This is a genomic window from Rhizobium sp. CRRU65, from assembly GCF_048551595.1.
GTDB classification, from domain to species: Bacteria; Pseudomonadota; Alphaproteobacteria; order Rhizobiales; family Rhizobiaceae; genus Rhizobium; species Rhizobium leguminosarum_J.
In genome coordinates, this window is the sequence record NZ_JBLYZH010000009.1 from 222,742 (window position 1) to 243,579 (window position 20,838).

Below are 20,838 nucleotides of genomic sequence, written 5' to 3' on the forward strand. Positions count from 1 at the left end.
GTTTCGCGCCAGGAGCTGCATTCCTGGCAATAGAATCTCGTTCGGCGAAAGATTTTACCTGTTAAACTTGAGTAACACAGTAGACAATCTTAGATTTACTTGATACCCCACGAATTAATGTTTAGGTTGCATACGGTCGAAAGTCATGTTATCGATGGTTTGTTCGTTCAACAGTCTTTTACGGGGGGTAAAAGTGCGAATCCGAGCAGCTTCCGCTTTATTCTTTCTCACATCACTGATGCTGGCGAGTAAAAGCCTTGCAGCTTGCCCTGAAACGGCTGGTGAGGGTGCGCTAACTTCATGGTTTCCGACCACGCCGCTGCCATCCTATACTCAAAAACCGCCGGCTCATCCCGAGCCGGACTGTCCTTTCTACATCGAGGCTTGGCACAACTTCATGTTTGACGCCATGCCCGACACGGATGGCCGGGCAAACTTTCTTTCCTTTCCGTCGATGGGCAGTCTGTTTGACGCACAGATCGCCACTTCGAACCTGCTCAGCCTCGCGCCGCGAAGCATACAGATGCCGAATGACGCCTCAACGTTTCAGATGACGGCTGCCTTGACAAAAATTGCGGGCGCGGCTGCGACCTCTGTCGACGCCGGCATCGAGCAGGCGGGGAATGCCGCCATTCTTTTCGATCAGCGCGGATACCCGGTCTATTACGGGATCCACGTCAACGATCAGTTCGCTAAATTCGTTAAAGACAATGGTCTCACCACCAAATCCGCTATTGAGAACGCCAGCGATACGCTGGCCTTTCCTGAAGGGATTGTCGAGCTGAAGTCTGCGTGGCGGGTGCTGACGCACGAAAATGAGGGTGATACCTACATCACCACCTGGGCTGATGTTCCCTCTCTTCACGTCGTCAACAATCGCATCGAAGTCGATCGAGCCGCGGACCCGAGGAGGGTTCGCCTGGGCTTGTTTGCTATTCATGTCGTTTTCACCCTGAAGGGCCATCCCGAGTTCATCTGGTCGACGTTTGAACACAGCGATCTCAACGGCGCGACCGACCTCGCCCCTTCCGCCCCAGTCAATCCAGACTCCAACGGTTCCGGTCCGGCAACCGCGATTTCGCCCTTCGACTACCTTCTCTATCATGGCGGCACTTTAGGAACGGTTGCAAATATCGCTCCAACCTTCAGCGAACAAGCCGCCGCCTTTAACGAAAAGACGCAACGTCTGGACAAAGGAGGCGTTCTGCCGACGTCGGTTTACCGGGCTTATCCGGAGGCAAAGCCCACGACGATAGAACAGGACGACGACCTGCGGGATTTGAATGCATTCATGCTTGGCCAGTTCCAGGACGGCAAGCTTCCGGCAACCGACAAACGCCAATTCTACCGCCTCGTTGGCGCCACCTGGCTCGATAAGCCAGAAGAGAGTTTTTTGCTGAACAAGCCTTTTAGCAATCAGCCGGGGGAAAGCTCCGACGACGGCATCGTCGCCGGCGAGGACGCGCTTTCGAGCCTCGCTATGGAGTCATTCACGCAGATCGAGCAACCGAACTGTTTCAGTTGCCATGATACCAAGCGCGTCAAATCGGTATCCGGGACCGTCATCCTGAAACCACTCCTGCTGAATGTCAGCCATATTTTTTCAAAATACGTCAGCGAGCACTAGGAGAATGGTATGCGCTTCGAACGCGTGCAACAGATATTAAACGAGGCCTTGGAGACCTGGGCTACGAGCAACGGTCACAACCCTGATCTGTCGGGTCATGGACCGCATTTTGTGTGGGACTCGAAAGCTGATCTCCTGGCAGCGGTTGGAAAAAACCGCCGCCTGATCCAACCCGAACTTATCGGGACAGCCAATGCCGGCCAGGCCAACCTAATCATCGATTTGAGGGTCGGTTTCGGGGGAAACCGTATGCCGCAGGGCGGACCCTATATCCCTTGCCCGCTGATCGATGAAATCGAGCAGTGGATCAAGGATGGCTGTCCGGATTGAACGGTATTGAGCCGTCCTCCTTCTGTGATTTCTGGCCTTCGAGCAGGAACCGAGCCGCATGGCAATTCGTGCCTGATTCAAGTGCCGAACAGCTGGGCCACGCATCACACGATTATTTGGCGAAATAATCCGACATGCGGTGCGAGGCATGTGCCTGCCAATCGTCGGTCGTGTCGAGAAAGCCATCTCATCGCGGGTCGGCCTTGACCGCAAAGGCTGCCGAAGCCTGATCTGACGGGCGTGGGCCGGGCGAGAGATGTACCGGCCCACGATCTTGGTTTCAAGTTATCCGGCGGGGCAAGCCTTTGCCGCGAACCGCAATCCAAATCGACGGATTAGAGTCAGGGGATCGCATCGGCGCCAGCTCGACCTTGTCCGTGGCCTGCCAGGCCTCGATCTCAGCAAAGAGCGCCTCAATTTTTGCCGGGAGGTCGCTGCCTTGACGAAAGCTGTCCTCCCACCCATGACCGCCGGTGCGGAACCGGTCTGCAAGCGTAATCTTCCTCCCGACAATCTTGGTCCGCTCATCGACAGTTTTCAGCCATTGATCGTAGGCTGGCGGCAGATAGTTCTCGATCGTATAGGACTGGGTCACCCACGCTGGTACCTCGCGACTTTTGCCATCGGCGTTTTGTGCAGCGATTTGTTTGGCTTCCGCAAGAAGCGTGCCCTTCGCTGTCGACGCGTCGATTTCCCCATCGGTCGCATCGAGGTCGGCGTCCATGATTACGAAAGCGTTTCGAGAAACCCGGTCGCCGATCCCATCCTTGGCGTCAAACAGCGTTAGGTACTTGAGCAGTGCGCCGCCGTAAAAGGCGATCTGGTAATTCAGCCCCTCAATCCAGGCTTCTTTCCCGGCATGCTCGGCATAAAGTCGTAGCCATGCATTGATGTAGATCCTGTCCGTCGGTCCCTCCACCCAGATCACCCCGTTGGCCTGCGCGAGATCGGCCGATGAGTGACCGACATCGCGCCGGTCGGTCAGCACCGTTAGTCGGTGACCACCCGCGCGAAAGACCTTGGCTCCGAGCGGCTCGACCAGGGCGGGATTGACCGGGGCGGGAGAATGCGTGGCGATAAACAGCTGCTGGTGCCGGTCTTTCGTAGTCGCCGCGACGTCCTGTAAAAGGCGGCGTTGCAGGCGCGGATGAAGCACGCGGTCGGGTTCATCCAGGACAACAATGGAATGCGTCGGTGCATCGCGAAGAAACGAGATTACATAGGCGTAATGGCGCCACCCGAGCGGAAGATGTTCGACATTGAGATGCTGCGGGCTGTAACGGATCGTCGCTGAGAGCAACGCCAATGCGCAAGCTGTTGACGTCGTTCCAGTAAATTTGGCCGCCAAGCTTAGCGCCCCAAGGGGTGTACCCGTATTCTTCATCCCTCATAACCAAGCTCCTATCCCGATCATATGAACAACCGCTCGCAGTTTTCTCGACTAAATTTTGGCGCCTGCAGTTTTTCGTTTGATGATTTCTGTCATCGCAGTTATTAAGTACGGCAAGCTACCCTATCAGTTATCATGGCCCGATTTTAGCATGACCGTAATTCTCACTGCATGCACGATGCGCAAGCGTTTTTCCCCAGATGTATTGCTCAATGCGAGAGCAATCACTGCGGGAACGACGCATTCGGTGGGAGAAGATTGGCGTGACCGGGTACGGCGTGCGGAACCCCAAGTTTCTGCATCCGACCTGTATGCGGGAAGGAGTATGGCAGAGGCCAAAACGGCTGCCCGAGCAATCGGAGCTAAATTGACCATCGCGTCGGCCGGTCTTGGGTTGGTACCGGCGGAAAAGAAGATTCCGAGCTACAACCTTACCGTCTCCCCAGGTTCAGCAGATTCCATTTTGAGGAAGCTTCCGCCCGAAGCTAGTGCCTACGATTGGTGGCTGGAGGTATTCTCCAGCCGGCAGGCCGAGGCAGTGTCTGAGGTGCTACAGGGCAACTCTCAAGCCTTACTGCTTGTGTCGCTTCCACATTCCTACCTTCTAATGCTGACGCCGCTTCTTATCTCCCTATCGACGGCAAATGCAGGGCGATTGCGGATCATGACGGCCTCGGCCAAAGTGGATCTCGTCCCCATCTTGAGACCTTTCTTACTTCCATATGACGAGCGTCTAGATGGCCCCGACAGCCCCATCCCAGGAACCATCGGGGACTATGCTTCGCGCGCGCTAAGGCACTTCGTAACCAACGTTCTGATCAATAATCCTGACGGTAACATAGCTGATCACACTGACGCGGTCCGCTCCAGGCTACTTGATTGGCGGTTCCCCGAGCGAAAAGCAGGCAAGCGTGTCAGTGATCAAGAAGTCCTAAAATTGCTGCGCGACAATTGGGCCATGGCTAATGGCAGGTCTACGAAACTGTTGCGGATGTTCCGAGACGAAATGAATATCGCCTGCGAGCAAGGACGCTTCGCTCGTCTGGCCGCAATTGTGCGGAACGAGGTGGCAGGCCGATGAGCGCACATGATCATATCGCGGTACGGGCGGTCAAAACCCAGCAGGGTGTCGAAACCGATGTGTATGCGTTTTTTCTTCCGGGATCCGAAGTGATGAAAATTGCTGAGATTAGTCGGATTCAGCGCGACGAGAATGAGTTGAAAGGGTTCCAACGGCAGGAAATCCGCAGCCACGTCAATTCCATTGTCGAATTTCTGGATAGTGGACCCGTTCTCTTTCCAAATGCGATCATTCTTGCCCTCTCAAAAGATGTGACGTTTACAGCGGCGCGAGGCTCCAAGCCTTCCGAAGCGGTGGAAATCGTAACCTCTGGTACCTTGCGCATTCCGGTTCCGGCAACGGGCGGTAAGGCTGCGTGGATCGTGGATGGCCAGCAGCGATCGCTCGCGCTCTCGCGGACGCAAAACAAAGACATACCCGTTCCGGTCATTGCGTTTGTTTCCCATGATATCGAGGTCCAGCGTCAGCAATTCATTTTGGTGAACAAGGTGAAAGCACTGGATACTCGTCTGATTGATGAACTGCTTCCCGAAGTCAGCACGCTTTTGCCGAAGGATTTGGCTGAAAACAAATTGCCAAGCGAACTTTGCAATTTGCTCAACACGCACAAGGATTCTCCTTTTTACAGACTGATTAAAAGAAAGTCTGACAAGAAAACTTCCAACGCGGTGATCATTGACTCTGCTCTTATCGCCGCGATCAAAGCAAATCTGAAACTCCATACCAGTGCGCTAAGCCAATATGTGAATACGGATGGCACGTCTGACGCCGACGAGATGTTCAACATGTTGGTGAAGTACTGGACTGCTGTGAAAGATACCTTCCCTGAGGCTTGGGGAAAGGCACCCGAAAAAAGCAGGCTAATGCATATGGCCGGTATCCGGGCGATCGGCGCGCTCATGGATCCTGTCATGTTGCGCGCTGAAAGCAGCACCGATGTCGAGGGAGACATTCGCCAATCTCTCGGTCGTTTGAAGCAGTATTGCTGCTGGACCGCAGGCAAGTGGGACGATCTCGGATGGAGGTGGAACGACCTTCAGGGCACGTCGCAACACATTGACAGGCTGTCGCAGTATCTCATCCAACTTGATCGCAAGCTTTCGAAGGCCTCACGATGAAGTTCATTTTTGCCGACAGCCTCGACCATGTCGATCCCGGATACGATTTCCTCCGCGACCGGTACTCTGAAAATCGCCAGCCATATTGGGATGACGTCTATCCTCATGAGATCATGGGTTATGCGCCTTATGATGGCATGCTTGTTTCGCGCGGGATTGTCGGGGGTACGGCAGTTGGCGGCAAATACACGGAGGCTCAGGCCATGCGGTTTCGTCGCGATGGTGCCCGGAGTTTCCTTCGGCTGGATAAGGCGCCGTTCAGCCACCTTCCTATTTTTGGAGATTGCGGAGCGTTCACGTACCACAAGGAAGAGCGACCGCCATACACGCCGGAAGATACCGCCGAGTTCTACGATGACGGCTGTTTCACCCATGGCTGCTCCGTCGACCATATCATTTTCGACTTCGATGAAGACCTGACGGGTTTTGAGGGCGGAACCGAGGACGCGCGCCGCCGGTTCGACATCACTCTCGAAAACGCCGCCGAGTTCAAAGTCTCCACCCGCCACATGTCTGGCCGGTTTACGCCACTTGGGGTTATCCAGGGATGGTCGCCGGGAAGCATGGCGGAGGCCGCCCGCCGCCTTGTAGCTATGGGCTATGACTATCTCGCTCTTGGGGGTACCGTTCCTCTGAAAGCCTCGCAGATCAAGGCCTGCCTTCGTGAGATCAGAGAGGCAATTCCGCAAAGCACGAGGATCCACGTCCTTGGATTTGCGAAGGCAGACGAAATCGAAACTTTCGAACCCTTCAACATCACGAGTTTCGACACGACCTCGCCGCTTATCCGTGCTTTCAAAGATGCGAAGGCGAATTACTACCTGCCGAATTCTGCGGGAAGACTAGACTATTACACGGCAATACGCGTGCCGCAGGCGCTGGAGAACCCGAAACTTCAACGGCTTGCGAAGCGCGGCGCTTTAAATCAGGAAGAATTGGTCAAGATGGAACGTAGCGCCTTAGATGCGCTCCGAGCTTACGACCGATACGAAGCGTTGATCGACGACACACTTGAGGCTGTCTTGACCTACGCTACGCCAGCGTTGATGGGCGCGCCGCTTGCCGATCTGCCTGGAACGCGGGCCGTCGAAGAACTTCGGGCGCGCTATAGGCGAACGCTGGAAGATCGACCTTGGAAGGCATGTTCTTGCCCGATCTGCAAAGCACTCTCGATCGAGGTTCTTATTTTCAGGGCGAGTAACCGCAACAAGCGCCGCGGAATCCATAACTTGGGCGTCTACAAATCGCTCGTAAACAAACTCCCATCTAGAAGTGAATTACATGACGAAGCTGACATTCCAGGCGATACAAGCGAAGCAAAGCCAGACCCACACGGTTCTATCTTTTGTAGCACTTGCATCTGAACTTCAGCAGTTCGCCACCATCGAACGTGTTGCCCGCAACGAAGCCGGAGCGCTGAGTGGTTTTCAGCGTCCTCAGATTGCTGGTCACATCAGGGAAATCCGGGACTATCTGGAAAAGCCAGAAGCCATCCTTCCCAATCCCATCGTGGTTGCATTTACAGACCGCGTCGAGGTTGGACCTGTCGATGCTGACGGACGGTGCACCGTGGAGATTGACCTTGAACGCGGCGCGCCAGGACTCGTCGTCGATGGACAACAACGCCTGACGGCCCTCTCCCAGGTCCATGATAAGGATTTTCAGGTCTTCGTCTCGGCCGTGATCTGTGCGGATGAAGCCGAATTGCGTCGACAGTTCGTCCTCATCAACAACACACGACCACTTCCCAAATCTCTGATCTACGAACTGTTGCCAACTGTTCGGGGTTTGCCGCGCAGGCTTGGCGATCGCTCACTTGCTGCGGAATTGGCTGCAAAGCTTAATTTCGACCAGGAGTCATCGCTGAAAGGGTATATCTATCAGCACACCAACCCGACTGGTATTATCCGAGACACCGCCATTCAACGCGTGATCATCAATTCGGTCAGCGATGGCATCATGCGCGAGATGGTCAAAGAGCCGAACGGCACAGAATTGTGCTTTGATCTGGTGAGCGAATTCTATCGGGCCGTTCAGTACGTGTTTCGGGACGAGTGGCGCGATCACACTCCGAAAACTTCACGTTTGGTCCATGGCGCAGGCGTCATGGCCTTGGGATACGTCATGGAAATCCTGGCGCTTCTCGATGGGGCCCGGTCATGGCAAGATTTCGCCAAGGGCTTGGCGTGCCTCGTCGGCCGTACCGCATGGACATCTGGACAGTGGGACTTTGGCAACGGCGACCAGCGGCATTGGAAATCGGTGCAAAACGTCAATCGTGACATTGTCAGTCTGGCACAATACCTGAATACAATTGTAAGAAATGACGTCAAGGCGCGTCGGGCGGCTGCGACCGAAGCACTTGACCTGGAAGTTTCGGTACTAAGCGCGAGGGCTCAATGACCTATGCGGTAAAAGAGCTTTTCAAAACCTTGCAAGGAGAAGGCGCGCAGGCCGGCCGCGCCGCAGTTTTCTGCCGTTTCGCCGGCTGCAATTTGTGGTCCGGCCGCGAGCAGGACCGCCACAGTGCGGTTTGCAAGTTTTGCGATACGGATTTCATTGGGATCGATGGTGAGGGCGGCGGGAAGTTTCAAACCGCGACTGACCTGGCAACAGCCATTGCGCAAACGTGGGGCGACAGAACAGAGCGACGGTTCGTCGTCTTTACGGGTGGTGAACCGCTGTTGCAACTGGATGATAGCCTAATCAGCGCCGTCCGCTCACTTGGCTTCGAGATTGCGGTAGAAACGAACGGAACGATCGCCGTGCCCGACCACCTCGATTGGATTTGCGTAAGTCCGAAAGCGGGATCAGATCTGGTTGTCACCCGCGGAAGTGAACTCAAGCTCGTTTATCCCCAGGTGGACCTCGACCCATCCGTCCTTGTGGATCTCGAATTCACCCATCACTGGCTTCAGCCCATGGATGGGCCCTCCCGCGCTGAGAACACCGCAGCCGTCGCAGCGTATTGCCTTGAGCATCCCCCGTGGCGGCTTAGTCTGCAGACCCACAAGCTGATTGGGATCCCATGAAAATCACGCAAACCTTCACATTCGAAGCCGCGCATCGGCTTCCGAATGTTCCGACCACGCACAAATGCCATCGAATGCACGGCCATTCCTATAGGGTCGAACTGCAATTGGATGGCCCGGTCGATCCTACGACGGGCTTCGTCATCGACTTCTTTGATCTCGAGAAGGCTTTCGGTCCGCTCCTTGAGCAACTGGATCACCACACCTTGAACGACGTTCCCGGACTCGAAAATCCGACGGCGGAAAACATCGCGGTTTGGATCTGGGACCGGACAAAGCCACTCCTCAACGAACTGTGCTTGGTGAAAGTCTTTGAGACTCCGCTCTGCTGGGCTGAATACGACGGAAAATGATCGGTAGGAATATGACACAGGGCGCTCTCGTATTATTCTCTGGTGGGCAGGACTCCACCACCTGCCTCGCCTGGGCTCTCGACCGGTACGAAAAGGTGGAGACGGTCGGGTTCGACTATGGTCAACGTCACCGGATAGAGCTTGATTGCCGCGCCACGTTGCGGGATGGCTTGAAGGCTTTGAAGCCGGAATGGGACGACCGGCTAGGTGACGATCACACAATCTCGCTTGCGGCCCTCGGCGAGATCTCGAACACGGCTTTAACCAGCGACATCAAGATAGAGATGGAGGAAGGCAGTCTGCCAAATACCTTCGTTCCCGGCCGCAATTTAATCTTCCTGACATTTGCTGCAGCCCTCGCCTACCGGCGTGGTTTGAAACACATCGTCGGTGGGATGTGCGAAACCGACTTTTCCGGCTACCCGGACTGCCGGGATGACACCGTCAAAGCGCTCCAAGTTGCGTTGAATCTTGGGATGGAGCGTCGCTTCGTTTTGGAAACGCCGCTGATGTGGATCGACAAGGCTGAGACGTGGAGGCTCGCGAAAGCATCGGGTGGTGAAGGCCTCGTCCAGTTGATCGTCGAAGATAGTCACACCTGCTATCTCGGCGAGCGTGGCGAGCGTCATGATTGGGGCTACGGCTGCGGCACCTGCCCTGCCTGCGATCTGCGGGAAAAAGGCTATCGACGGTTCGTTGCTGAAGAGGCGGTTACACAATGACCAAAATCGATAAAATGAGACGGATTGAGGGCATCCTGTTCTTGTCCGCGTTCGCGGCCTGTATACCTCTTGCCAACTTCATGATCGGAAACGTTGGCACTTTCTGCGTACCGAACGGCCCTTGCGTTATTCCAGTGGCTCCTGGCCTGACAGCGCCGAGTGGTGTGCTTCTGATAGGACTTGCGTTGGTTCTACGTGATCTAGTTCAAAGGCGGTTAGGGTTATCATGGGCGATTGGGGCTATCATTGTTGGCGCCTTGCTTTCGACCACGTTTACAGCGCCCAGCCTGGCCGTAGCCTCAGCGATCGCTTTTCTGCTATCGGAATTGGCCGATCTTCTGGTGTTCACGCCCCTTCAAAAACGTGGGCTCGTAAAAGCTGCCCTCATAAGCAGTGCCGCGGGATTGGTAATCGACAGCATGGTTTTCCTATACCTGGCCTTTGGTTCCTTGGAGTTCATCGCGGGTCAGATCCTCGGCAAGGCCATAATGGTTGCGGCAGCAATCCCGATCTTAATTTGGATTCGGAATCGTGATCGCAAGTTAGGCCTTGTACCGGCCTAAAATTCTTTATCCTCATCATATTCGCGCCATTGGCCGCATTGTGACGATTTTTTTGGTGGTTACGTTCCGCGGTTGATAGCGTCTGCAACGAGACCCCTTCAATCTGAGATTGCTTAAGCCTAAGTAAATCGGCATCATCATCGCGTGTGAGGGTGGGATGCAGTTGTCAAATGATTCGCTGCCGGTAGTGCCGGTATTTTCTATGGGAAATCGCTGCGCGGAGCGTGTGCGGAATCCGGATAGCATCCGGTTCTGACTCACATGAAAACACAGCTTGCAGCGCGCCCGGCAGCAATAACTCTAGGTCATATATTTGAGCACCGTCTGTTCGGCTTCTGTAAAGTGGTCAAACTACATGGACGAGCAATCGAAGTTCAGTTTTGTGACCTGGGAAATCGCCAACTATACTCTCTAAGCGCCCTCGAAGGTCCTGACTTTAAGCGCGCTACACTGCACACGGGCGCTTTGGCCACAGGCCCCGATGGTAGATGTATTGTCAAAGGCTTGCTCGCAGGCAATGGCAGCCCGACGCGTATTTACAAGATCGTTTACCAGGGTGGCCTTAACGCGACAGCGAGCGAAGTCGAGCTTGTGCCGCTTTCCGCATCTGCGATCGACGGCCTGCCGGAGCGTCTTCTCCAGGGACGAACGGCGCCTTATTCGTTGTTCGCTGCGCGACATCGACTACTCCTTGCCCTGGCGCGCTTCAACCGACAGGTGGGAGGTCTACGCGCCCTTCTTGCGAGCCGGATAGATTTACATCCCCACCAGGCGTTTGTAGCCGGAACCGTGATCCTTGATCCCGTTCGCCGTTACATTCTGGCTGACGAGGTCGGCCTTGGAAAAACGATCGAAGCTGGGATTGTTATTCACGATCTTTTGTCGAGGCGACCAGACGCCCGCATCCTCGTTCTAACCCCGGGGCCCCTCACCCGCCAATGGCTGTCCGAAATGCATGGGGGGTTCGGAGGACAGGGCTTTAAACTCGCCGACCTTCACCCGATTGAATCGGTCGATCTAAAAAATTGGACGAAGGTTATTTGTTCAACGAACTACGCTCTCGATGGCCTGGACGAAGACCTGCTCGCAGTAACATGGGATATGGTCGTTGTTGACGAAGTGCACCACCTGTTGGGCGCTTCGCATCTTTATGATTTGGTAATGGAGCTTTCCCGCCAGACCCCGGATTTGCTTCTTCTTAGTGCTGTTCCAGTACGTCGCCGCGAGGAGGAACTTTATCGTCTGCTCGCGCTCCTAGATCCCCAGACCTACAGGGCGGGCGGCACAAGCGAGCCAGCATTCCTAGAAATTTACAATGCGCAAGAAGCGCTTGGACGCCGGCTTAATCTGCTTTCTCACGACTTAAGCGACCTGAAACTCGGAGAGGCAAGCGACAACGATGTCATCTCACGCCTAGAAAGGCTTTGCTCCTTACCGATTCTAGCGACGGATCAAGAACTCGGTAAGTTGCTAGAAAAGGCACGAGATGACCCGACGCAGGTGGCTGCCATCGGCGGCGAAGTCCATTCTTTGGTCACCGATCGTTACCGCGTCAATCGCCGAATCCTTCGTAATCGAAAGGTGCGCTTGATCAGCCAAGAGCGTCTGACAGCCATTGCACGACGTCCTGCGCTCCTTCGATACGACCCAGATCAGATTGAAGCCGAGGCTGTGACGAGCGTTGAAGCGCTGTTGGATGCTCTTGCATCCAACCTCGAATTAGAGGCCGATATCCTGCGTCCTTTTGCCAGGATCCTATTGCAGGCACTGGTGGATCCGCATGCCACACTCGATGTACTAACCGCACTCAAAAACGTGACGGCGGCCACCGTGAACTCCTACGGGGTCGAAATGCTGAACGCGGTTACAGGGTTGGGTGGCGAACGATGGCGCATGCAACTTGAAACCTCTGCTGCGGGAGTGAAGCGCCGCGTCGATCCCAGGCTTTTGGAAAATGCGATCGAGTTGGCGTTATCCTGGCGCTTATCGCAGTCCTCGTCGACACGGTGGGAGGCTATCGCATCTTTTTTAGGTGGCGAAATTGAAGCCGGCCGCAAAACCCTGGTTTTTGCTGGGTTTCCCGGCGTCGCGCAGCGGTTGGCTATCTTTCTTAAGGAAAAATTTCACGACAACTCGGTTACAGAGTTTCGTAGCAATCAAGATGACATCAGCAAAGAAGAAAGCGTCCTCCGCTTCCGCACCGACATGGGCGTGATGGTTATGGTCAGTGATGAGAGCGGCGGAGAAGGCCGTAATTTCCAATTCGCACACAGCCTTGTTCATGCAGACCTACCGTGGCAGCCCTCGGTCATTGAACAACGCATTGGTCGGCTCGATCGACTTGGCCGTGAGACCGTCTCGCTCGAGGTTACGTCCAACGTTTGCGTGAGGACGGGCTCTTGGGAAGCGGGTTTGTACGGCTGCTATCATGAGGGACTGAACCTTTTTAGCAGCTCGGTAAGCGGCCTGGAGTTTGCTCTCCGGCACCTTCAAGATGAGATTATTGATGCGGCACTTCGGGATGGTGAAGCCGCGATGTACGAACTTGCGCCGCGTCTCACGGTGATGGCATCAGATGAGCGCATTCGCGACGACAGCGATGCATTGCTTGATGAAGGCTCTTATCATGCAGCGAGGGCGGACCGCTTTGTTCGCACGCCATCGGCCTCAAATGAAATGGCCCTGGAATTGGCTTTTCTTGATTACTTCCGTGGCATCTCGATTGGAAAAGGCGTTTCGAAGCATCATAACAGCGATGAAAGTGATGGGATTTGGTGCTTCAAGCCAGAAAACGTGCCACATGGAGAGATTGTCATAGCCGACAAGGACGCAGCAGGAGAAAGTGGCAAACGAATTGGCACATTTCGACGCGAGACCGCGCGTCGGCAAAGAAACGCTGAATTTTTTAGCTACGGCAATCCCCTGTTTGATGCCGTCGTTGAATCGCTGGAACATCGTTTGACAGGACGAACATACGCAATTGCCTGTAAAGCGCCGGCTGCTCCGAGTTTCATCGGGCTCGAACTCGTTCTAGCGGCGCGGCCGAGCGTGGAAACAGGTGAAATTTCACCCAGTTTGCTCAATCTCGCCGATTCGATTTTTGCCACTCAACGGCGACAGTTGTTTATTCCGCTTCTGCAAGGCCAGCCCGTCAACGCGCCGCAACTTGCCGACCTACTTCTTAAACTAACGACAAAAAGTATAAACGCACGCTGGCAGGATATAAAAGCCGACGAAGTGCAGAAGCTAGTCCAGTGTTTTGACGGAGATCTGGAAGCATGCATAAAACGAGCAACAGTAAATCTGATCCCGGCGGCTAAGCAGAATTTCGCGAAAGCACTGGCTGAGCCGCTTGCCGCCGAATACGAGCGGATCGATGTACAGCGAAGCCATCTAAAAAGACTTCCTGAATCAGCGGCCGCGAGCGAAGAAGCTATGCTTGACCGCTATTCACAGTTTATATCCAACTGGGAAGTCGTAGTCGATGGACTAGGCTTCCTTGCCTTGAACGCGGTGACCTGAATGGTGTCGACAGCATCTATGGCCACCCCGCTAAATCTAGACCAGCAATTCCGGATCGCTCTTCAAACCGGAAAAGCATCATTGGCGATCGCATCGCCAACCTCTACTTGGCACGCCGATTATCCAAAGTGGCGTTTTTTGTCCTTGCTCCAGCGCAATAGTGCACTGAGCGTTGAGCATGGCGTGCTTATACGTCAGGCGGTCCGTTGGTCGCACGGCAAAATCTTTGTCGGCAATTGGACGCCCGAGATTGCTTCTGTCGCTAACCAGTGCGGCGTGATCCTCTCACCTGGCGGTGATTTGGTTGCGTCACCTTATCGACCTCGGTGGCTATCCGAGGATCTTTGGACAGAGAGTCAGGGCCTTGATGAGCCACCAATACTCGCCGTACCAGACGAGGGCCTTCCTGCGGAACCGTGGTTGTGGTCTCTTGCAGAAGGAAGATTAAGAAGCTGGCATTCCGCGGCGCAGAAGGAGGCTTGCTGGCAAGCACTGACCGCGTCTCCCGGATCGACTACATTGTTGGCACTTCCGACAGGGGCCGGCAAAAGCCTAAGTTTCCAGGTCGCCGCGAGATTTACCGCCGGCGTTACAATTGTCGTCGTACCAACGACTGCTCTCGCAATCGATCAATGGATTTCGGCTAAGGAAATTCTTTCCGACTTCCCGCACTTGGGTCCGCGATATTATTCTTCAAATGACCCGAATAGTGATCCTGCGGCGGTTCGCTCCGCCTTGCAAAACGGAAGTTGCCGCCTGCTGTTTGCATCGCCGGAAGCATGCGTTTCTGGCAATCTACGCAGCGTAATTGATGAGCTTGCTCGTTCTGGACGTTTGGCGACCCTTGTGATCGATGAGGCGCATATCATTGATTCCTGGGGCGGACACTTCCGCGTCGAGTTTCAACTGCTCGCCCTTCGCCAGAAACAATGGCTAGCAATGAGTGGAGGAGCACTGCGGACGCTTCTCCTTTCCGCGACTTTCACGCCGCGTTGTCTGGAATTGTTGCGAACGATGTTCGGCGAGGACCAGTGGCGGCAGTTCTCCTGTCAAAGACTTCGGCCGGAAATTTCGTATTTCTCCAGTCGCTTTGAAACATCCGAGGATCGCAACTCCGCGCTTTTAGATGCTCTTCGACATCTTCCGCGTCCTTTGATCCTGTACGTCACTGAAGTCGAGGAGGCGATCGGCCTTAGCCAACGACTGGTGGCCTCTGGCTTCCTCTCGACGGGATGTTTTCACGGCGATACGACAGGACAGGATCGTAGGAAACTGCTCCTCGCGTGGAGAAATAACGACCTGGAAATTATGGTAGCCACTTCTGCCTTTGGCATGGGAGTCGATAAAGCCGATGTCCGTGCTGTGTTGCATGCTTGTTACCCGGAGAATGTTAACCGTTACTATCAAGAAGTGGGCCGAGGAGGCAGAGACGGCGCCAAGTCGATCGCTCTTTGGATGCCTCTAGTGCCAAAAGATCAAAAAGTGGCAGCGAGCCTTCTGCCTCGGTTTCTTGGGCCTGATCTCATCGCGCTGCGTTGGAAAACTATGCTTGATGCCGCACAACTTGATGAGGACGGGATTCTAAATATCCCGACCAATGCCAAGCACCACCGTCTCATGGGCGGACGCAGTTACAATGAGAATATTCGTTGGAACAAGCGCCTGTTGTTGATGATGGCGCGGGCCAACCTCATCGACCTACTGGATATGCAATTTACAGATGACCACAGCGAACCCGGCGAACGGGTAGAGCGGGTTCGTTTGAAATGCAATTTCGTACCACACGATCCCGAAATTGCTGAGTTCCTCAGGATCCCCCGGGAGCGCGATCTCAAGGAAGCGAGGCAGGGCATCGCTGCCCTTGATCAACTTCTCGCCGGTACCGCCAAAATCTGTCGCCTTTTGCGTCGCGAATATGGCTCCGAGACGATCGTTGTTTGCAGCGGGTGTATTGCATGCCGTAACGAACCGTTAGATCGTCACTCCGTGCCACTTCTGGATTTCGACATCCAGGGCCCGACTAATCCACGGATCGACATCGTCTCTTTAGAGAAGGTGTCCGGCAGCGTTTCGATAGCAGAGTCGCTTGCAGACAGAGTAGCGGATTTAGTCACTGATCAGAAGCTCCGACATTTCATCTTTGCCCCAGACATCCTAGGCAGCGTCGCATCCGCCTTGGCGGAACGTCTTCCTCCGAGCAGCCAACACTATTACCGACTCGATTTGTCTAGCGAGATCAATAGGGTAAGCATCGATCCTTCCAGTCACGTTGTAGCACTGCACGGTCGTTTTCCGGATCGCGCCTTGCTGCGCTTACGCGCTGGCACCCGCATCTCGCATCTTTTTCCGAAAGACGCTCGAATAACTGACGCAAACGACCGAGTCCTGCTTACTCACGACGGTTCCGTCTTCTTCCCATCCTTTAACGAGTGGGTGACACAAATTTAATGTTCACAGATTCTGAAGCTACGCCCGCCCGTGTCGAAATGTTGGTCGAACTCGTACGCAAGATGAGCGGACGTAAACTCGACATGCCGACGATCCGTCAACTACTCCAGCCTGACGGGCTTCCTGGGCTCACCGCAAAAAGCGATCAAGCACGAAGCATCGTCGCAGCCGCGAGAGAACTCAACCTAATAGAGGACGTTGAGGGGATGGTGCGTGCATCCGGCCCGCGCGGTCCTATAACAGCCCGGTCTGCGTTGATTGCCGCAATCGACGAAAACATCCTAAGCGACACGAAAGTCGAGCCATGGTTCGCGCTTTTTTACGCGTTCCTGCTTGGAAGAAACGAGTCAGCGGCGGGCGGCCCCGAAGCAGGTAAAATGTGGGAAGCTCGATTCGAGCGCGAACTCTTCGGTGGCGTTACCCAAAAGAACCGATTCAACGATACCAAGTATCGGGGTTTGAGAAGATGGTTTCGATACAGCGGGCTCGGCTGGCATGACGGGGATGACCGATTTCATCCCAGCCCCTACGAGAGAGTGTTGAGACAGATCCCAAATATTTTCAAAACAGATGTCGAACTTTCCATCGATCTTTTTATGGAGCGACTTTCTGAAAGATGCCCCGAACTCGACGGTGGGCATCTGTTTCTAACGGCAAATCCCGATTGGATAAGGTCTCATCGGTCGATCACGCTTGGGTTGTCGCACGCACTTGTTGATCTCCATCTAGACAATCGGTTGGTTTTGCATTGTCCGATTGACAGTGATGGCTGGACTATAGCAGCGGCAGCCCCGCCACGGGATGGAACCCATCTCAAGTCCGACCTTGTGTCTAGTGTTCGCATCGTGAACAGTCATGAGGTCCGCAATGGCTGAGCCGATTGTGATACCAAAAAAACTTGGTCAACCATGTTGGACGGACGCCAGCCTCGAGGCCACCATCCGGACAGTCGCAGCGATGGGCGACGTCAACTCATCCCGATTTCTCGCAACTCATGCGCCGATATCTCATATCAGAATTGGCGAAACCGACACGGCCCTAACCGATACCGAAGTGTGGGATCGGATCGCACGACTAAGCGGGCGCGAGAATGTTGTGTTGGTGCAGGGTGCACCCGGTACAGGAAAGTCCCACCTAATCAACTGGATCAAGCTTCGTTATGATGAAGCGATCAATTCTGGTGAGATAGTTGATGTCCTCCCGGTACTTGTCCAACGCCGAAACGGGAGTTTGAAGGACGCGCTTGAGCAGTTGGTTGAGCAATTGCCAAGCCGGTTCCACCGTTATCTTGAACCGGTGCAAACCGCTATAGATCGAATATCAGAGAAAGAGGCCCGTAAGAAACTCGCGACCGAACTTCACCTTGAACTGGGTATTCGCTGGCAAGATGCCGGAAAAAAACCCCTTCCCCGCACCATCCGGCAGCTAGCGGAAGCTTTTCACGCAGAGGGTTTTGGGGCTTGGCTCTGCCGGGAGGGCGGCGTAATTGATCGAAACATCCAACAGCTGATTAGTCCTAGCGAAGTCGCTGATCGGGATGGGTTTCCGCAATTTACCGCCGACGAGTTTCGAGTGGAGAACCAGCAACAGCGCAGCGCCGGCTTAAATACGTCGAGCGTTAGACGGCTGATCGACGAATTCGCAGACGAACCGGAGTCGGCTGAGGACGCAGCAAAGGTATGCAACGAATGTCTCCGACACGCTCTCCGCGAGTTGACGGGACTGGGCAACGCTGCGCTGTCAACGATTCTCCGCTCCATCCGGCAAGATTTGCGACTGGAAAATCAGCGGCTCGTTCTCTTAATTGAGGATGTCTCCACGCTGTCCGTTCTTGACGACGAAGTCGTCAACGCTGTTGAGCCGCAAAATGACGCTAGTCTTTGCGATCTCACGTCCGTGCTGGGCATGACAGAACAGGCGTTCAAGAGGCTGCGCGACAATCAATATCAGCGCATCACTGGCAACGGCATGATTCTGTCATTTCCCAAGGAGACTGCCGTCAATACTTGGGCGACGGATAGCACCGAAATCGACGGCTTCGTCGGCCGTTATTTGAACGCCGCCCGGCTACCTGAGCCACAGGTGGCTTTAGTCGCAGAGCGTCGTCGGCGCGGAGGCGATGTAAGCGTGAGCGCGTGCGATGATTGCTCCGTTCGAGGCGCTTGTCATCTGGCATTCGGCACCATCGCTTTTGGGGAAACACAGGTTGGATTATTCCCGTTCCGGCCGGGCACCGCTTCGTATCTTCTGGCTCATCTCGACGAGACGCAAACCGGGGTAAGGTCCACGCAGCGAGGCTTGCTCGACCACATTACAAAACCTTTGATGCGTCACGTTGACTTGTTGGAGGAAGGCAATCGAAATTCGCTGACGCTACCAATTCTCCGGCAACCGCCAACAGACTGGCAAAGTCTTGTTGAAACATATCTGGGCGGCTGGGCTTCCGGCGATCAAACACGGTTCCGCCTTCTCGTGGAGGCTTGGACGCGTAAGACCAAGGCAGCAGAGATCGCATCGGATCTTCAAAGCATCCTTAAGCCACTAAGTCTGCCCGATTTTAGCTCCAAGGTTACAAACCTGGCCGCGTCGGGTAACAAATCGAAGGATGAAGTCAACTTAACTGCGGTTTCAATCAAAGCTGTTGAGACGCCGAGAGCTGTCACACCTGTTGCAGATGCAACGCAAAAGCGGCTCAACGACTTTCTCAACCGATTGGATCGCTGGTCGAATGGCGAGAAGCTCGAAAATCCGGGAAATTATCAGGACTTAATTCTTCGATTTCTGAAAGGTTCACTTCCCTTAGACGACATTCGCTCACCGGCAGTCCCAGCTCAACGCAAGTTGCGAGACGCAAATCGTGGCTCTGTACGCATCGAAGGTTCCGCCACTCAACCGGCACAGCAAAATATGGTGACTTTTGTTTTCCCGCGGACGCGCGACACATATGATCTTATTGTTGCTCTGACTTATCACGCAATCGCTGGCGATGGCACCTGGGACTTTCGTGAGGGAGAACGTTACAAAAGACTGACCGCGCGTTGGCTTCGGAGCTATCAAGCTTCGATGCTCGCATCCTTAGACCCCGAGGATTTGCCGACAAGTCTGCCCATCAAAGACGCGACGAAGTTCCTTTGCCTAGCGGCCATTGTCGAACGCCGCGCCGCGTTGCCATCAGATACGTCACTGGCGCTGGCGCATATTACTTCGACAGCAGAGTTCAAAACTCCAACCGTGCTTACTGAAACCCTGCGGAAATTATATGCGGATTTACCTGAGCGCAAGCGAATGCTGCAGAAGTTCTTGGTCGAAGAGACGAGTATCCCGCAAGGAACCGGCGGGATCGTAGTGATCGACCCACAGTTAATTTTGGAAGCAATTAGCGAAACCCGCGCTAGCGTAACGATCGAACCACTGCGGCCTGAATATGCGTCCAGCTATTGGAAATCGCGATATTTAGCATTCGAGGGATTGAAGGACTGGGTTGGTGTATCCGCAGCGATCGAAGCTGAACGCGAGGCTATTGGCCTCGTCGTAAGCGGGATTAATCGCACGTTGGCGCGCTATGGATTTGTGCCAGGCAATGATTATGCCGGCTTCGTAGATTTTATTCGAGACTCTGAGAAACTTATTGGCGTTCTTAAGTCGAGCCTCCAGTGGCCGAGCGGCGATATTGAATTCTTCAAACGAGAAAAAATAGTGGATCGCGGTTCCGCTCTGGCGAGGATATTGACCGCCGCCTCGTTGGCTGCAGACGCGAGCACCGATATCGAGATTTTGTTGTTCGATCCTAAGGAATTACTTGGTGTGCAATCCGTGCTCGAACGGATTGTCGGCTTGATTGAGAGTGCTACGCAATACGCAGATGCGAAACTTGTCCATCTGACACCCGATGACGATCCAGATTTGCTCGAGCAGGACATCAAACACGAGTTGGCAAGAATCGGTGGAAAATCCGAGAAGGAAGTCATTTGAGCATACTTTCTGAACTGATCGCCCGGCTGTCAACGATCCCAGACAAAGAGAAACGGGCCACCCAAATAAGCGAGATGATTGCTGTCCGAGGAAAGCTGGCGATTTCAGCCGATGTCGCCGAGGGACTTCGTGGACTAAGCACAGCACTCGGCGCAATCGAGGGCCTAGATTTCGTAGAAAAGGCGAAGCAGGGACTTACTGTTGCCTCCAGCGCTGCTAACCGCCTCAAAATTAGAATGGACGGCGGTGCGGGCTTTGAACGTAAGCGCGTTGACGAAGCACTTACGACTATCAATGAGCGCCTCGAAATAGCTTCATCGGCGGTCGCTAAAGGCTGGAAAGCCCTGATCGACGAGCAGCAGCGGCGCTTCAAACCGCTCGCAGATGCTGCAGAGCGGGCGTCATTGCCAGGCGCTGACTCACTGAAAGCATCGCTGGTGCGGCTGGAGAGTTGGCGTGATCTGCCGCCTGGGACCATCCAGCAAACCGCTGACTATCTTGCCGACACAGCAGGCATACCTGCGGCTGTCGCAAACCTCGGCCTCGAAGGCAAGGCAGGAAAATTCATGATCGACGCTTCAAACGGCCGCGCCAAGGCGCGTGATCTACACGATCCCGAAGTCGTTGCTTTCCTCGATAATTACCCTGCCGTTTGGACAATCCTGAAAGTTGGAATGTAA

Annotated in this window: 16 protein-coding genes; 15 read left to right on the top strand and 1 reads right to left on the bottom strand. The window is 54.5% G+C overall.

What is annotated here, in order from left to right; translation table 11 throughout:
* The first annotated feature begins 145 nt into the window (after positions 1 to 145).
* Together ACM5SV_RS20085 and ACM5SV_RS20090 are read left to right on the top strand one after the other, a co-directional pair.
* Positions 146 to 1,627 carry a hypothetical protein gene (locus ACM5SV_RS20085; protein WP_164022051.1) on the top strand — a complete coding sequence of 494 codons (1,482 nt, stop codon included), beginning with the start codon at positions 146 to 148 and terminating at the stop codon, positions 1,625 to 1,627.
* Between the two features lie 9 nt (positions 1,628 to 1,636).
* On the top strand, positions 1,637 to 1,957 hold the full coding sequence (locus tag ACM5SV_RS20090; RefSeq protein ID WP_164022050.1) for a hypothetical protein: 321 nt from the start codon (positions 1,637 to 1,639) through the stop codon (positions 1,955 to 1,957).
* Positions 1,958 to 2,237: 280 nt separating this feature from the next.
* Here the strand turns inward: ACM5SV_RS20090 and ACM5SV_RS20095 are convergent, their stop codons facing one another.
* Complete coding sequence (locus tag ACM5SV_RS20095) at positions 2,238 to 3,305, bottom strand: ATP-dependent nuclease (RefSeq protein WP_419425373.1); 1,068 nt, start codon at positions 3,303 to 3,305, stop codon at positions 2,238 to 2,240.
* Positions 3,306 to 3,426: 121 nt separating this feature from the next.
* Between ACM5SV_RS20095 and ACM5SV_RS20100 the strand changes: the two genes are divergently transcribed.
* From ACM5SV_RS20100 to ACM5SV_RS20160, 13 genes are all read left to right on the top strand, one after another.
* Positions 3,427 to 4,428 (top strand): hypothetical protein, encoded by a 1,002-nt coding sequence (locus tag ACM5SV_RS20100; protein WP_419425374.1) that lies wholly within the window; start codon positions 3,427 to 3,429, stop codon positions 4,426 to 4,428.
* Positions 4,425 to 5,546: a DGQHR domain-containing protein DpdB gene (gene dbpB / locus ACM5SV_RS20105; RefSeq protein WP_419425375.1), complete on the top strand. Its 1,122-nt coding sequence runs from the start codon at positions 4,425 to 4,427 to the stop codon at positions 5,544 to 5,546. The genes ACM5SV_RS20100 and dbpB (ACM5SV_RS20105) overlap by 4 nt, the downstream gene beginning before the upstream one ends.
* Positions 5,543 to 6,910 (top strand): tRNA-guanine transglycosylase DpdA, encoded by a 1,368-nt coding sequence (gene dpdA / locus ACM5SV_RS20110; protein WP_164022046.1) that lies wholly within the window; start codon positions 5,543 to 5,545, stop codon positions 6,908 to 6,910. The genes dbpB (ACM5SV_RS20105) and dpdA overlap by 4 nt, the downstream gene beginning before the upstream one ends.
* Complete coding sequence (gene dbpB / locus ACM5SV_RS20115; RefSeq protein ID WP_419425376.1) at positions 6,828 to 7,949, top strand: DGQHR domain-containing protein DpdB; 1,122 nt, start codon at positions 6,828 to 6,830, stop codon at positions 7,947 to 7,949. Before dpdA ends, dbpB (ACM5SV_RS20115) begins: the two co-directional genes overlap by 83 nt.
* Positions 7,946 to 8,578 (top strand): 7-carboxy-7-deazaguanine synthase, encoded by a 633-nt coding sequence (gene queE / locus ACM5SV_RS20120; RefSeq protein WP_221945252.1) that lies wholly within the window; start codon positions 7,946 to 7,948, stop codon positions 8,576 to 8,578. Before dbpB (ACM5SV_RS20115) ends, queE begins: the two co-directional genes overlap by 4 nt.
* Positions 8,575 to 8,931 carry a 6-carboxytetrahydropterin synthase QueD gene (gene queD / locus ACM5SV_RS20125; protein ID WP_221945254.1) on the top strand — a complete coding sequence of 119 codons (357 nt, stop codon included), beginning with the start codon at positions 8,575 to 8,577 and terminating at the stop codon, positions 8,929 to 8,931. Before queE ends, queD begins: the two co-directional genes overlap by 4 nt.
* 11 nt (positions 8,932 to 8,942) lie before the next feature.
* A complete protein-coding gene (gene queC, locus ACM5SV_RS20130; RefSeq protein ID WP_221945256.1) occupies positions 8,943 to 9,653 on the top strand; it encodes a 7-cyano-7-deazaguanine synthase QueC in 711 nt (236 codons plus the stop codon).
* Positions 9,650 to 10,216 carry a VUT family protein gene (locus ACM5SV_RS20135; protein ID WP_419425377.1) on the top strand — a complete coding sequence of 189 codons (567 nt, stop codon included), beginning with the start codon at positions 9,650 to 9,652 and terminating at the stop codon, positions 10,214 to 10,216. Before queC ends, ACM5SV_RS20135 begins: the two co-directional genes overlap by 4 nt.
* A gap of 261 nt (positions 10,217 to 10,477) precedes the next feature.
* Positions 10,478 to 13,738, top strand: coding sequence for an SNF2-related protein (locus tag ACM5SV_RS20140; RefSeq protein WP_419425378.1), 3,261 nt, complete (start codon positions 10,478 to 10,480; stop codon positions 13,736 to 13,738).
* A complete protein-coding gene (locus ACM5SV_RS20145; protein ID WP_419425379.1) occupies positions 13,739 to 16,186 on the top strand; it encodes a DEAD/DEAH box helicase in 2,448 nt (815 codons plus the stop codon). It abuts the gene before it with no gap.
* Complete coding sequence (locus ACM5SV_RS20150; protein ID WP_419425380.1) at positions 16,186 to 17,061, top strand: hypothetical protein; 876 nt, start codon at positions 16,186 to 16,188, stop codon at positions 17,059 to 17,061. The genes ACM5SV_RS20145 and ACM5SV_RS20150 overlap by 1 nt, the downstream gene beginning before the upstream one ends.
* Positions 17,054 to 20,158, top strand: a complete 3,105-nt coding sequence (locus tag ACM5SV_RS20155; RefSeq protein WP_419425381.1) for a hypothetical protein — start codon at positions 17,054 to 17,056, stop codon at positions 20,156 to 20,158. The genes ACM5SV_RS20150 and ACM5SV_RS20155 overlap by 8 nt, the downstream gene beginning before the upstream one ends.
* Positions 20,155 to 20,838, top strand: coding sequence for a hypothetical protein (locus tag ACM5SV_RS20160; protein ID WP_419425382.1), 684 nt, complete (start codon positions 20,155 to 20,157; stop codon positions 20,836 to 20,838). The genes ACM5SV_RS20155 and ACM5SV_RS20160 overlap by 4 nt, the downstream gene beginning before the upstream one ends.